The organism is Pseudomonas sp. CFBP 13711, from assembly GCF_014842265.1.
Lineage (GTDB): Bacteria > Pseudomonadota > Gammaproteobacteria > Pseudomonadales > Pseudomonadaceae > Aquipseudomonas.
This window is the reverse complement of sequence record NZ_JACYVI010000002.1, coordinates 304,049-318,070: the sequence shown is the minus strand read 5'-3', so window position 1 is coordinate 318,070 and position 14,022 is coordinate 304,049. Positions and strand designations below refer to the sequence as shown.

Annotated in this window: 8 protein-coding genes; 2 read left to right on the top strand and 6 right to left on the bottom strand. The window is 60.7% G+C overall.

Annotation, left to right across the window (positions count from 1 at the left end; translation table 11 throughout):
- Positions 1 to 8: 8 nt before the first annotated feature.
- The 4 genes from IFT47_RS06365 to glgA are packed head-to-tail and all read right to left on the bottom strand — an operon-like array spanning position 9 to position 8,304.
- Positions 9 to 2,795 carry a malto-oligosyltrehalose synthase gene (locus IFT47_RS06365; RefSeq protein ID WP_192172127.1) on the bottom strand — a complete coding sequence of 929 codons (2,787 nt, stop codon included), beginning with the start codon at positions 2,793 to 2,795 and terminating at the stop codon, positions 9 to 11.
- The gene (malQ, locus tag IFT47_RS06360; RefSeq protein ID WP_192172126.1) at positions 2,792 to 4,876 is read right to left on the bottom strand and encodes a 4-alpha-glucanotransferase; all 2,085 of its coding nucleotides are present in this window, start codon (positions 4,874 to 4,876) and stop codon (positions 2,792 to 2,794) included. The genes IFT47_RS06365 and malQ overlap by 4 nt, the downstream gene beginning before the upstream one ends.
- Positions 4,866 to 6,692, bottom strand: a complete 1,827-nt coding sequence (gene treZ / locus IFT47_RS06355; RefSeq protein ID WP_192172125.1) for a malto-oligosyltrehalose trehalohydrolase — start codon at positions 6,690 to 6,692, stop codon at positions 4,866 to 4,868. Before treZ ends, malQ begins: the two co-directional genes overlap by 11 nt.
- A gap of 25 nt (positions 6,693 to 6,717) precedes the next feature.
- The gene (glgA, locus tag IFT47_RS06350) at positions 6,718 to 8,304 is read right to left on the bottom strand and encodes a glycogen synthase GlgA (RefSeq protein WP_192172124.1); all 1,587 of its coding nucleotides are present in this window, start codon (positions 8,302 to 8,304) and stop codon (positions 6,718 to 6,720) included.
- A 605-nt stretch (positions 8,305 to 8,909) separates the two neighbouring features.
- On the opposite strand from glgA, the gene IFT47_RS06345 reads away from it, so the two are divergent.
- On the top strand, positions 8,910 to 9,401 hold the full coding sequence (locus tag IFT47_RS06345) for a GNAT family N-acetyltransferase (protein ID WP_192172123.1): 492 nt from the start codon (positions 8,910 to 8,912) through the stop codon (positions 9,399 to 9,401).
- Between the two features lie 400 nt (positions 9,402 to 9,801).
- Positions 9,802 to 11,358, top strand: a complete 1,557-nt coding sequence (locus IFT47_RS06340) for a TerC family protein (RefSeq protein ID WP_192172122.1) — start codon at positions 9,802 to 9,804, stop codon at positions 11,356 to 11,358.
- Positions 11,359 to 11,448: 90 nt separating this feature from the next.
- Here IFT47_RS06340 and IFT47_RS06335 read toward each other — a convergent pair whose 3' ends face one another.
- Together IFT47_RS06335 and IFT47_RS06330 are read right to left on the bottom strand one after the other, a co-directional pair.
- On the bottom strand, positions 11,449 to 13,194 hold the full coding sequence (locus tag IFT47_RS06335; protein WP_192172121.1) for a phosphoethanolamine transferase CptA: 1,746 nt from the start codon (positions 13,192 to 13,194) through the stop codon (positions 11,449 to 11,451).
- 350 nt (positions 13,195 to 13,544) lie between these two features.
- Positions 13,545 to 13,718, bottom strand: coding sequence for a DUF6026 family protein (locus IFT47_RS06330; protein ID WP_192172120.1), 174 nt, complete (start codon positions 13,716 to 13,718; stop codon positions 13,545 to 13,547).
- Positions 13,719 to 14,022 lie beyond the last annotated feature (304 nt).

Below are 14,022 nucleotides of genomic sequence, written 5' to 3'. Positions count from 1 at the left end.
TCCCGGTATCACAAGGTTTGTATAAGCAGGTTTACAGAAATTTCCTTGAGCGCTGCGCTGAGCAACATTTCCTTGCTGGATGTGACTGTAGCCTGTGAAAAAAGTCCCTTCCAATTTGGATGTGAATCAGCGAACGGCAGGTTGATTCGTGTATCGCCCCAATTTGCTGCATTGATGAATGGAGTTTGCGCAGTGCCCAATAGTTCAGCCGGCAAGCGCGGAACCACAACAATAGCCCGCATCTCCTTCGTTACCCGGGCAAAAGCGATGACGTGATCGGCTTTTTCACCCACCACTTCAAGGGGTTGATAGTCGCCTTCACTGAACAGCGCGGGGTACTCATTGCGCAGGCTAAGCACCTGGGCAATCAACGCCTGCTTGATCCGGCCGTCGTGCCACTGGTTCAACAGCTCGGTGACCGGCACGGATGCCTGCAACGCACGTTCGCGAGCGGGGTAATCCACCGGACGACGGTTGTCCGGATCCACCAGGCTAAAGTCCCAGAACTCGGTGCCCTGATACAGATCAGGCACACCGGGCGCAGTCATTCGCAGCAAAGTTTGCGCCAGACTGTTGAGCGCGCCGGCCGTCGCGATGCGATTGGCCGTGGCACCGATGGATTGACGCAGTGCCAGACCGTCGGCGTTCAGCAGCAAGTGCTGGAGAAACTCGCGGCAAGCGGTCTCGTACGGCTCGTTGGGCGCGCTCCAGCTGCTCTGCAGTTTGGCTTCGCGCAGGGCCTTTTCCTGCCACTGGGTCAGTCGCTCGGCGTAGGCTTCGAAAGCCGGCTCGCCTTCGAGGTCCAGCGGCCAGCTGCCGATGATTGCTTGATACAGCATCAGCTCGTCACCCGGGCTGATGTGGGTGTCACCCGCCTTGAGCGGAGCCGACAGCTGCTGCCAGCGCTCGACCTGCTCGGCATACCAGGGCGCCAGTTCGCTGAGCACGGCCAAGCGGGTGCGGGTGTCCTCGCCACGCTTGTGGTCGTGGGTCGCGGTGGTCAGCAGGTTGTTCGGGAAGCTCCTGTGCCGCTCGATGGAGACGTGATGAAACGCCTCCACCGGCGCACTGAAATGTTGCGGGTGGAAACCCACATCGTTGCGCGACAGCAACACGGCGGAGCGGTAGAACGACGTGTCTTCCACCGATTTGGCCGCCACTGGCGACGTCAACTGCTGGAAACGGTTGCCGGCCTTGCGGCGCATTTCGCGCAACCGGCCCGTCGGGTAGTCGCGCAGCTTCTCGCCACCCAGCCACAGCTTCAGGGAATCCAGCACCGGCCAGTCGCCTTCGCTGAGCATCTCCCGCGCACCGTCCATGGCCTGCTGGAAGAAGCGCTCGTCTTCGGCAGAACGGCCGCAGGCGGTGAGGTAGGTGCGGTAGACCGGGAAGTTGCTAACCAGCGCCAGCAGCGCGCGGCGGATGGCACCGAGGGTCATGTCGCGGGTCATCACGTCACTGCGCGAGACCTGCAGCAGTGCCTGGGCCAGGTTTTCGAAATCACCTGCCAGAGTGCCGTGGAGGACCAGATCGCGGGCTTCCAGCACTTCCTGATTGAAGTCGGCCGTGCGTCCGCTGATGCGGCTCCACAGCTCGCCCAGCACGGCTTCGCCTTTCGGATCGTGCTGCAGCAGCGACACCTGATTCATGAATTCATAACCGGTGGTGCCGTCGACGTTCCAGTCAGTGCGCAGTTGCTCGTCGGGGCCGAGGATCTTCTCGACGAAAATCGGCAGACGTTCCAGTTCGGTGCCGGCCGGGCGCAGTTTCATCAGGCTGTCGACGCGACGACGCAGCTTGCGGCAATACCCGCGCGGGTCGGCGAGGCCGTCGATGTGGTCGATGCGCAGACCGTCCACAAGCCCTTTGGCGATGAGCTCGAAAATCTTCCCGTGGGTTGCTTCGAACACCTGCGAGCGCTCGACCTTCAGGCCGCCCAGCTCGTTGATGTCGAAGAAACGCCGCCAGTTGATGTCGTCGCCCGCGGTGCGCCAGCTCGCCAGACGATAGTCCTGCTGCTCAAGCAGACGGTGCAGGCGGTCGAAGCCTTCCGGGGTGCTGGAATCAAACTGCGCGAGACCTTCTTCAACGGCCTTGACCAGCTCGGGTTTGGCCTTCACCGCTTCGGCCAGCTCAGCCTTGGCCTGACGGGCACGCTCGTAGGCCTGCGGATAGTTGTCGAGGTCGGCGAAGCGCTGGGCCAGTTCATCCAGCTCGGAACGCTTCGCTGCCTTCAACAGCGGCGCGTACGTGGCCGGATTGATCGGGAAGAGATGCTGGTAGTGCTCGGCGTGAAAGGTGCCGTGCTCCGCATCGAAACGCAGGGGCACTTCACCGTTCTGCAACACGGTGCCGTAGTCGGTGCTCAGGAACGGCAACAACAGCTGGCCCTTGAGCAGCGGGTCCGGGGAATTCCACTGGATGTCGAAGAACTTGGCGTACGGGCTGCGCTGGCCCCATTCGAGCAGGTCGAGCCACCAGGGATTGTCGTTGCCGCCGACTGCCATGTGGTTGGAGACGATGTCGAGAATCAGGCCCATGCCGTGCTCACGCAGCGCCGCGACCAGACGCAGCAAGGCCGGCTCACCGCCCAGTTCGGGGTTGATCACCCGTGGGTCGACCACGTCGTAACCGTGCATGGAACCGGCGCGGGCTTTCAGCAGTGGCGAGGCGTAGATGTGGCTGATGCCCAGGCTGGCGAAGTACGGCACGAGCTTGGTGGCGTCGTCCAGCGTGAAGTCTTTGTGAAACTGCAGGCGCTGGGTGGCGCGCAGGGATTTAAGAGGGGTACTCATTTTTGATCACGCTCCGCGGCTTGTTGCCGTGCCGCTGCCAGAATTTCAAGTCGTCGTGCTGCATCGGCGTTGTCCAGCAGAGAACCGCTGTCGCCGTTGAGCCGACGTCGCCAATTGGGATGACTGTCGATGGTGCCGGGGAAATTCGCCTGCTCGTCGATGCCGAGGGCGTCCTCGATCGGGAGCAGCACCAACGGCGCCGGGGTGTGGCCGAGGTACGCAATGCTGTAGTCGATGACGTCTTTCGCGCTGATGCTTTCACCGCTGCTCGGCAGCGTGTAGTTCTGCTTGAGCGCCTTGATCAGACCCTTGCGTTCCCGTTCGCGGCCGTCGCGCATCTTCTGCTCGGCGTCGTCATCAACAAGCCCGAGTTTTTTGTTCCAGTCGACATCCAGTTCGCTCAGCCAACCGGTGAGGGTGGGCAGGTCGTGGGTGCTGGTGGTAGCCAGTGCGTCTCTCGACCACTTCGTGATGGGCTTGAACGTCGCGTCGTCCTGTTCGAACAGCAGCACGCGCATCCCCAGGATCTCGCGCTCGGACAGCTTCTCGTGCAGACCTTCGGGCACCGTGCCGAGGTCTTCGCCCAAAACGATTGCTTCGTGACGCCACGATTCCAGGCTCAACAGCCGCAGCATGTCGTCCAGCGGGTAATTCAGGTAAGCGCCTTCACTCGCCGGGGATCCCAACGGGACGACCCACAGGCGCTGCAGCCCCATCACATGGTCGATGCGCAGGCCACCGGCGTGGGCGAAGTTGGCCCGGAGCATTTCGATGAACGCCTGAAAACCATTGCGCTTCAGGCCGGTCGGCGAGAACGCCGAGATGCCCCAGCTCTGGCCCGAGCGGTTGAGAATGTCCGGTGGTGCGCCCACGGTCAGCGAGGAGAGCAACTCGTCCTGACGACTCCACGCCTGGCTGCCGGCACCGTCGGCACCCACAGCCAGATCACCGATCAGGCCGACGCTCATGCCGCTCGATCGTGCGGCGGTCTGGGCGCGTTCGAGGCCACGCGCGATCAGCCATTGCGCGAAGGCGTGGAAACCGATCTCTTCGCCGTGCGCCTTGGCGAACGCGTCGAGGGCAGGGTTACGCGGGTTCTTGTACTGCTCCGGCCATTCATGCCAGTTGCCGCCAATGCCCAATTCGTCGCCCGCATCACGCAGGGCTTCGAAACGGCAGTGGTTTTCCAGGGCTTCACCGCCCGCTTGGCGGAAACTCTTGAAGTCCTCGTGGAAGGGATGATCGCTGCCGATGAAGCCGGCATACAGCTCGCGCAGCAGGGCATATTTTGCTTTGGCGGCGGCGGGCCATTCGATCAGCTCCAGTGATTCCAGACGCTTGAACTCGTCGGCCAGGCCGGCTTTCTCGATTGCCAGCTCAACCGCGCGGTCACCGAGAATGGTACCCGGCGCCGCATACAGCGCGTTGAGGAACAGGCGACTGGACGGCGAGTACGGGCTGTAGCGCTCGCTGTCGTTGGAGAACATCGCGTGAACCGGGCTGATCGCCACGGCCGAGGCACCACGGGTGCCTGCGGCACGTACGAAAGCCTCCAGCCCCTGGGTATCGCCGATACCGCCATCACCTTCACGGCGCAGGTAGTACAGCTGAGTGGTCAGGCCCCAGTCGCGGGCGATTGCCTTCTTGCTGGCCATGGTCAGGCTGTAGCACGTCTTTGGCGCGACGGCGACGGTCAACTGCTGGCCGCCTACGTCCAACTGGTGATAACCCACTGTGGCCAACCCGGGCAGGGCAGCCTTGTCGGTGAGCTTCGCTTCGAGCAGCGAGCCGTCTTCCAGGGTCAGCTTGAACAAGGTGGCTGGGGCGAACCAGCTCGACAGGTCGAGATCCTTGCCATGGTCGACGGTCATCAACGGCGGCGGGTTGGCCGGCTGACTTTCTTCGTTCAGGCGTTTAAGGCTGGCTTCGACGTCTTCTTCTGTCTCGGCGGGGTAACCCAGGCCGCCGAGGACCTTGCGCAGGACCTCGGGGCTTACGTGTTGCGGTTTGGCGTTGGCGTCCTTCCAGTCAACCGACAGGCCCGCCTGGGCTGCCAGTTTTTCCAGTTGCTCATTGCTCATCCTGTTCCTCCACAACGTCACTCGATTTCAGGCTGACAATGGCCGTGTATGGATTGAGGGTGGCGGATGGGGAAAGTTCTGCGGACTTGGCACGGGATTGATGAAGCACTCTGTAGCCGGTGTGATCATCAGTGTCGACCGCCTCGCTGCCGAGGTTCAGATCAATGCGCAACTCGCTGCCGTCGCCCAGCTTCCAACGTGCGCTGACGGCTTTGTCGCCGAGCTCTTTCACGCCCAAAGCACTGGCGCCGTGCAGGCGAGGGAACAGCTCGGTCTTGCGAATCTGCAGCAAGGTTTTGTAGAGCTCAAGCCAGTTGCGATGGTCCTGACCCTTGTCGGTTTCCAGCAGCAGCGCATCGAACGCCGGACGCGAGGCCTCGAAAGTTTTAAGAGCATTGGGATCAGGGATCTGCTCGCGCTTGGCCGGATCCTTGAACGCGGCGAAATCCTTGAACTCGCCACGACGTCCTTCACGCACGGCATCTGCCAGCTCGTCATGGAAGTCAGTGAAGAACAGAAACGGCTCGCTTGCGCCCCACTCATCGCCCATGAACATCAGCGGGATCATCGGTGACAGCAGCAACAGCGCCGTCGCCGCCTGCAACGCAGGGGGTGGGCTCAGCTGGACCAGACGCTCGCCGAAGGCCCGGTTGCCGATCTGGTCGTGGTTCTGCAGAAACAGCACGAAAGAGGTCGGCGGCAGATGGCCGCTCGGTTCGCCCCGGGCATGGCCATGACGGGTGGATTCGCCTTGATAGACAAAGCCTTCGCCCAGCAGACGCGCAAGCTTTTGCGTGGGTTTTTCGGCGAAGTCGGTGTAGTACGCGTCGGTCTCGCCGGTCAGCAGGACGTGCAGCGTGTTGTGGCCGTCATCGTTCCACTGGGCGTCGTAGCCCTGATCCATGCGTCCGGCTTCGTTGAATTCGTTTTCCAGGGTCAGCCACACGTGACGCTCCGACGGAATCGTCTCGCGTACGTGTTCTGCCAGGTCTTGCAGAAAAGTCGGGTCTTCGATGGCGTGCACGGCGTCGAAACGCAGGCCGTCGAAGCGGTAGTCCTGCAGCCACATCATCGTGTTGTCGATAAAGAAGTCGTGCACTTCACGGCGGCGGAAATCGATCGCGTCGCCCCACGGCGTCTTCTTGTCGCTGCGGAAGAAATGGCTGGCGTAGGCGCCGAGGTAATTGCCGTCCGGGCCGAAGTGGTTGTAGACCACGTCCAGAATGACCGCGAGGCCCAACCCGTGGGCGGTGTCGATCAGGTGCTTGAGTTGGTCGGGCGTGCCATAGGACGACTGCGCGGCGTAAGGCAACACGCCGTCGTAACCCCAGTTGCGATCACCCGGGAATTGCGCGATAGGCATCAGCTCGATGGCGGTGATGCCGGTGTCCACCAGATGCTGCAGACGCTGTTCAACGCCTTCATAGCCACCCAGTGCACCGACGTGCAGCTCGTAAATGACCGCCTCGTGCCAGGGCCGTCCCTGCCACTCGGTGTTCTTCCATTGGTAGGCGGCCTGGTCGACGACGATGCTGTAGCCGTGCACGTCGCCGTCCTGAGCCCGGGAGGCCGGGTCAGGAACGGTAAGGTTGTTTTGTCCATCGAGAGCGACGTTGAAGCGATAGCGCGTGCCAGCTCCACACTCGGCCTCGAGCACGAACCAGCCGTCCTGCTCTGGCTGAAGGGCCTGTGCAGGCCCGTTTTCGAATTCGACGCTGACGCTTTGAGCGTCCGGTGCCCAGAGGGCAAACCGGGTGTGTTGTGGATCCAGCATGACGGCGCCGTGGCGCCAGTTTTGATCCGTGCGCGAAGGCATCCGTAATTCCTTGATCAGTGAGTTATCAGTAATGCAGTGCCACGCCTGCGTTTTTCTTCAGCAGCTCCTGGTAAAGATCGGCGTAGGGTTCTACTGCCTTGTGCCAATCGAACGGAGCGGCCATGGCGCGGCAGCGCATGGCGTTGAGCAGCAATGGACTTTCGAAGACCTTGAACGCGCGGGTCAGGGCTTCGGTGTAGCTCTCGACCGTGGATTCGTCGAACAGGAAACCGGTGCAGCCGTCTTCGATGGTGTCCGCGAGACCGCCAGTGCGGCGTGCGATCGGCAGGGAGCCGAAGCGCTGCGCGTACATCTGGCTCAGGCCGCAAGGCTCGTAGCGCGAAGGCATCAGGAGAAAATCACTGCCGGCGAACATGCGACGTGCGTCTGTCTCATTGAAGCCGACGCGCACGCTGACCTGACCCGGGAAGCGGGCGGCGAGGGCGCGCATGGCGTCTTCTTCTTCAGGTTCGCCACGGCCGATGATCGCAATCTGGCCGCCGTTGTTGACGATGTGCTCGGCAACCCCGATGGTCAGGTCCAGACCCTTCTGGTAAACCAGACGGGAGACCACGGCGAACAGCGGGCCGGTGGAAGGCTCCAGTTCAAACAGCTCGCGCACGTAGTCAGCGTTGATTTCCTTGCGGGTCCACTCGTTCGGAGCGAAGCGGCAGATCAGGTGCTCGTCGGTGGCAGCGTCCCAGCTCTCGTCGATGCCGTTGGGAATGCCGCTGAGCTGACCGCGGTCGGCTTTGCTCTGCAGGAAGCCTTCCAGGCCACAGCCAAAATCCGGGGTGGTGATTTCTTTCGCGTAGGTCGCGCTCACGGTCGTGATGTGGCTGGAATACGCCATGCCGGCCTTGATGAACGACAGCTGACCGTAAAACTCCATGCCTTCCGGGCTCAATGCAGAGTCGGGAATGCCCAGCTCACGGCTGGAGGCAATGCTGACAAAACCCTGATACGCCAGGTTGTGGATAGTGAAGATCGACGGCGTGGTCTGGCCGCGCCATTTCATGTACGCCGGTGCCAGGCCTGCTGGCCAGTCGTGAGCGTGAACGAGCTCGGGGCACCACTGGGTCTTGACCGCGCCGGCCGCAAAGTCGGCAGCCGCCAGGCCCAGGCGGGCAAAGCGAATATGGTTGTCGGACCAGTCGCGGCCGTCATTGTCACCGTAGGGCGTGCCTTCACGCTCGTACAACTCGGGACAGATCAGGACGTAAATGACCAGACCGTCTTTCATGTCCATCCGGCCGATCTTGCAGGGAGGCAGCGCGGCGTGACCGGGCAGCTCGCTGATGATGTGGATCGGGTTGCCACTATTGATGACCTGTGGATAGCCGGGAATCAGCACGCGTACATCGTGCAGGTGGCGCATGGCGCGCGGCAGTGCGGCAGACACATCGCCCAGGCCGCCGGTTTTCACCAGGTCGGCCATCTCTGAAGTCACGAACAGGACTTTCTTGCGGGTCACCGAAGAAATCACTGGTTGAACAGGAGGCAGTTGCAGCACGGGTGCGCTCGTCGTTGCGAAGACCGGCAGATGGGTCAGCTCGCTGGCCGGCTGATTAAAACTCTCTCCCTTCTGGGTTTTGACAGCGGCACTAATCATCGTTTTCTCCAGTTCGATATGCAGTGTTGGTACAGCACTTAAGGTGTAAGCAGCCATTTCCTATGGCCAGGCACACAAGACCTACGCAAGATCGATACCCATTTACCGACTGCACATTAGAGGACAAGGTGAAAGCGGACTCTGCTTCGATTTTTCAACAGCATAGTTGCTCTATTCACATGACCCATGCGCCTGTGCAGAAGTTTCGACAATTTTTCCGGGCCATGTCTGGCATGCGGGATTGCGATGCGGGGTATTGTGGAATTCAGGGTGATGAAGCGATCTGCAAGGCCCTGAATGCGCCGTTGTGGAGCATGGGGTGTAGGCCTTGTTACAGGGGTGCCGTCGGTCGGATTGTTGGACAATTACCGGGCCGATGGTCTATCCGCGCGCAGCCCCTGCGCTGTTGTGGGACACCGTAGGCACAATTTGCTCGCACTGCCTTTTCCCGGTGCGCGCCGGAAGAATTCCTGGCCGATCAGAGACATTTCCTACTTCTGTATAAGGATATTTTTTCGGCCAGGGCGTTAGAATCGCCGCCACGCGGCACGTCGGCACACTGAGTCGACTGCCTGTTGAGGTTTCTCCAGCGGTAGAGGAAGTCAATGCAAGCCCCTGAGGTTCTGGTACTGCAAGCCAGCTACAGCAATTCGGTTCACGCAGAAGCGATCGGATTTCTGCTCAATCAATACGCCGAGGACGCCATGGGTGGCGGTCAGTCGCTGTCCATGGACACCCGTCAGCAATTGGCGATCGAACTGGCCAAGCGCCCCCATGCGTTCAGCGTGCTGGCGTTCATCGCCGGCGAGCCGGTCGGCCTGGTCAACTGCTTCGAGGGCTTCTCGACCTTCGCCTGCCGGCCATTGGTCAACGTGCATGACGTGGTGGTGATCGCCTCCGCGCGAGGCCAGGGGATCAGCCAGAAGATGCTGGCCAAGGTCGAGGAAATCGCCCGCCAGCGCGGCTGCTGCAAAATCACCCTGGAAGTGCTCGAAGGCAACGAAGCCGCCAAAGGCGCGTACCGCAAGCTTGGATTTGCCGACTATCAGCTGGACCCGCAAATGGGTCGCGCGCTGTTCTGGCAGAAGTCGCTCTAGCGAAGCGCTGTCAGCGGGACCGGCTTCAGCCGGGAAGAGGCCGTTTTGAACGCCTTCAATTTTATGGTGTGACGCAATAAGCCTTCCCGGCTAAAGCCGGTCCCACTCAATACCCGCGGTGTTTCTGGTGTTGCCCAGGCAACACCTTCCAAACCATTTGTAACAGTTCTGTCCTGTAAGGCAATTCCGAGAGCGCGATAGGATCGCCTCCCGTATTGCTTTCAGGACACACATGTCGCTCTCTCTGGAACCTCCCAGTCGCCGATTCCCCTCAAACAGGGTCGCAGGCGCTCACTTCGCTTTATCCCGCTTAAACAAGATTTCTGTCTGGCTCGACCTGCCTTCCGGCACGTCGGGCCTTTTCGTGTCTGTGCCATTGATCGAGAAGGGGCGCTGACCCATGGAATGGATCGCTGATCCCACGGCCTGGCTTGGCCTGTTGACCCTTATCGTGCTTGAGCTGGTGCTCGGCATCGACAACCTGGTGTTTATCGCCATCCTCGCCGACAAGCTGCCGCCCGAGCAGCGCGACCGTGCGCGGGTGCTCGGCCTGTCGCTGGCGTTGATCATGCGCCTGGGCCTGCTCGCGAGCATTTCGTGGATGGTGACGCTGACCGAGCCGCTGTTCGAGATTTTCGAGAAGAGCTTCTCCGGTCGCGACCTGATCATGCTGTTCGGCGGAGTGTTCCTGCTGTTCAAGGCGACCATGGAATTGCACGAGCGCCTAGAGGGCCACGTCGCCCAGCGGGCGGGCAGCACAACCTACGCGCTGTTCTGGCCGATCGTCGCGCAGATCGTCGTGCTCGACGCGGTGTTCTCTCTGGACGCCGTGATCACCGCCGTGGGCATGGTCGATGAGCTGTCGATCATGATGATCGCCGTGGTGTTCTCGATCGGCATCATGATCATCGCCAGCAAGCCGCTGACCGCCTTTGTCAACGCTCACCCGACCGTCATCATGCTGTGCCTGGGCTTTCTGATGATGATCGGCTTCAGCCTGACCGCCGACGGCCTGGGTTTCCATATCCCCAAGGGTTATCTGTACGCGGCCATCGGTTTTTCGATCCTGATCGAGGTGTTCAACCAGATCGCCCGTGCCCGCCGCAAACGCAGCGTGAAAGGTGACTTGCCACGCCGCGAGCGCACCGCCCATGCCGTGCTGCGCCTGCTGGGTGGCCGCAGGCCGAGCGCCGAGGAGCTTGGTGAGGAGATCGCCGACATGCTCGATGGCGACAGCGACGAGGTGGTGTTCGACCGCCGCGAGCGGGTGATGATCAGCGGCGTGCTGCAATTGGCCCAGCGGCCCATTCGCGGTGTGATGACGGTGCGCAACGACGTCGACGTGATCGATCTGGATGACACGCCGGAAGGCATTCGCCAGCGACTGGTCAACTCGTCGTACTCGCGGCTGCCGCTGATCCGCGGGGGCCGCATCGACGAGCCGCTGGGCTTCGTGCACAAGAAGGAAATGCTCAACGCCTGGCTGTCCGGTACCGAGCCGAACATCGAACACCTCGCCCGGCCGACGCTCAATCTGCTGGAGAGCTTCTCGATCCTCAACGCCCTGGAACAGATGCGCGCGCAGTCCACGCACATCGCCTTCGTGATCAACGAATTCGGCGATTTCGCCGGCATCCTGACCATGACCGACATCCTCGAATCCATCGCCGGCGAGCTGCCGGACGCCAGTGAAATCGAGGGCCCGGACTTGATCGAAGAAGGCGAGGGCGTGCTGGTCAATGCCGCCATGAACCTCAGTCACCTGCGCGAACGCATCGGCTTCAAGGCGCGGGCGACCGGTGATTATCAGACCCTGGCGGGACTGGTGGTGAGCCTGCTGGATCGTTTGCCGGTGGTCGGCGACGAATTGCAGTGGGAGGGTTGGCAGCTGAAGGTCGTGCAAGTGCAGGAACGGCGGGTGACCCGCGTGCTGCTGCTTCAAACACCGGCTCCATAACCCTGTTTGAAGCACACCCATTCCGACGAACAAAAAAAGGCCTGCATTGCGCAGGCCTTTTCGTTTGCAGCGAACGTCACTTCGCCTTTTTTACTTTTGCACCACTTCGGGCATGGTGCCGGGCTGGCTGGCGGCCTTTTCCATATGGGCAAAATCACTCAGGCCTTTCGGCGCATAGGGGTCGCCGATCATGCGTGGGCGCGCCTTGAAGTCCAGGCTGACCAGGCTTTTGGTGGTATCGAGTTCATCAAAGCTCAGGCCTGCCAGTTGCGCCCAGGTATGGATCAGGTTCGAACTGGTGTAGGGACGGTCGTGGATGCTCTCGAAATTCCAGTCATGGGTCTGCTTCCACTTCGGCGAGGCGTAGGCAATGAAGGGCACGGTGTACATCGGGATGGTCGGTTTGTTCTCGTTGCGGCCCAGGGTGTTGCGGCCTGGCGAGTCATAAACGTCTTCGCCGTGGTCCGAGAGGTACAGCAGGAAGCCCTTCGGGTCGGCCTTGCCATATTCCTTGATCAGGCTGGACACCACGAAATCGTTGTAGAGCACGGCGTTGTCGTAGCTGTTGTAGAACTCCAGCTTGCTGTCATCGATGTCCGCCGGCACGCCGTCACGTCCGCTGAATTTCGCGAACTCCTCCGGGAAGCGGTACTGATAGGCCATGTGGGTACCGAGCAGGTGCACCACGATCAGTTTGCGCGGCGCGGCATCGGTCAGCGCTTTGGTAAAAGGCGCGATCACGTCGCCGTCGTACTGGCGAGCGTTCTGGTTGCGGTTGTTATTCAGGTAGACCTGTTCGTCAGCCTGTTCGGAAAAGGTGGTCAGCATCGTGTTGCGCTTGGTCATCGTCTGCTGGTTGGTGATCCAGAACGTCTTGTAGCCCGCCTGTTTCATCACGCTGACGATCGACGGCGTCTTCAGGTAAAGGTCCGGGTTTTCCTCATCGGCGAAGGTCAACACCTGCTGCAGCGCCTCGATGGTGTAAGGCCGAGGCGTGATGACGTTACTGAACACCTGCAGCTGGTCCTTCATGGCGTCCAGGTTCGGGGTGGTCTGGCGCGGGTATCCATAAAGGTGCATGCGCCCGCGGTTGGTCGACTCGCCGATCACCAGCACCAGGGTGGTGGGCAGATTGGCCTGCTGGTCCTTGAGGTTTTTCAGCGGCGCAATGTTGCTGCTGCTGGTCAGCATGTCCTGCATGCCATCCAGTTGCTGGGTGTAACGGTGATAGGCAACGATCATCTGCCATGGCACCGCTGGCTCGATGCGCGACTCGAAGGCTTCGAGGGCCGAGGCGGTGTCGTCGTGGCGGGCCAACTGTTTGGCCAGCGGGTAACCGATGATGCCGATCAACAGCGCTGCCGCAACGGCGTAGGCGCGAGCGCGTGGCATGTACACCGGACGCAGGCGTGTCCACAGGAAGATCGCGAACGCGGTGTGGGCGATGAACGCCAGCACGATCCACCACGCGAAGTATTGGGTCATGTACTCGCCAGCTTCAGAGATGTTCGATTCGAACATGATGAAGATGACGCTCTGGGAAAACTCCTGCTGGTAAATGAAGAAGTAACCCAGGCTCGCCATGGAGCAGGCCCATAGAATCACGCCGATGACCGCAGCCATGATGCGGGTCTTTTGCGGGAACATCAGCATGGGCGCGAGCCAGATGCCGCTGATCACGAACCCCTGACGGAAGCCGGCAAAACCGGTGATGCCGGTCAGTTGGATAAGCAGTTGCGTGATGCCGGAGAAGTACCAGAAAAACACGAACAGCCAGATCACTCCCGCCCAGTCGAACCCTTTCGGAGTCGTAGTGCTCCATTTCATCGTTGTCATCAAGCGCTCCGCTATAGACCGTTCAGGCGACCAAACACCGCCCGAATGAATTCAAGTGCCAGCATTTGGCCAGCAATCAATGTGTTGAGGGTCGGGATTATGTTTTCAACGGGGTGAAAATTTTGTCAGGAGGGTGTTGCGAAACCGCCAAAATCGGCTAAAGACGCGGAGGCTAGAGCAGGGCGGGGAACGTAACGACGTGTGTCGGGTCCGACGGAGGGTCGAAAACCGTGTCAAGTGTGCGGCAATGCAAGGCGCTGCCGAGGTACGGCGGAGGGGGGATTGAACGATGCGCCGGCAAGCCTGCAGATCGGGCTTGCCTTGAAGGGTGTGGTGCGGGGAGTCGTGAATCAGGCGTGCAGGGCGGTGCCGTTGCCGATGAGCTGGGCGTGCTGCAGCATCGAAGTCAGCTGGGCGACTTTGTTCTGCAATACGGCGCGTTCTTCCCTGAGCTGGCGCAGCTCGTCACGACGGATTGTGACGTAAAGGGTCTGTGGAGCGTTGGCTGTCAGTACTGTGCCCATTGCACACCTCGCAAATGGCGGGTTCAACTTCATAAGGTTCAAGCAAGGACGTCTGCTACCTGGCAAATCCTGCTCACTACCTCTATCGGCCGGAATTCTGATTTCTTTTGCGTAAAAAAGGAACTTTTTTATTTATGATTGTCGCGAACGTTTCTTGATCGCGAAAACCTGCGTCATAGGGCAGTCTTGCAGACCTCTGTGCCGATGCACATGAAACATTTTTCACCGGGAAACCATAGTTTGCCTCCCCGGACTAACCCACTATGCGGCACTGGGCTATAAACTGAGGCACCTCTGAATTTGA

Excerpts from the sequence above, each read along its gene's own strand:
- IFT47_RS06365 (WP_192172127.1), bottom strand. The coding sequence starts at position 2,795 with ATGAGTACCCCTCTTAAATCCCTGCGCGCCACCCAGCGCCTGCAGTTT.
- malQ (WP_192172126.1), bottom strand. The coding sequence starts at position 4,876 with ATGAGCAATGAGCAACTGGAAAAACTGGCAGCCCAGGCGGGCCTGTCG.
- treZ (WP_192172125.1), bottom strand. The coding sequence starts at position 6,692 with ATGCCTTCGCGCACGGATCAAAACTGGCGCCACGGCGCCGTCATGCTG.
- glgA (WP_192172124.1), bottom strand. The coding sequence starts at position 8,304 with ATGATTAGTGCCGCTGTCAAAACCCAGAAGGGAGAGAGTTTTAATCAG.
- IFT47_RS06345 (WP_192172123.1), top strand. The coding sequence starts at position 8,910 with ATGCAAGCCCCTGAGGTTCTGGTACTGCAAGCCAGCTACAGCAATTCG.
- IFT47_RS06340 (WP_192172122.1), top strand. The coding sequence starts at position 9,802 with ATGGAATGGATCGCTGATCCCACGGCCTGGCTTGGCCTGTTGACCCTT.
- IFT47_RS06335 (WP_192172121.1), bottom strand. The coding sequence starts at position 13,194 with ATGACAACGATGAAATGGAGCACTACGACTCCGAAAGGGTTCGACTGG.
- IFT47_RS06330 (WP_192172120.1), bottom strand. The coding sequence starts at position 13,718 with ATGGGCACAGTACTGACAGCCAACGCTCCACAGACCCTTTACGTCACA.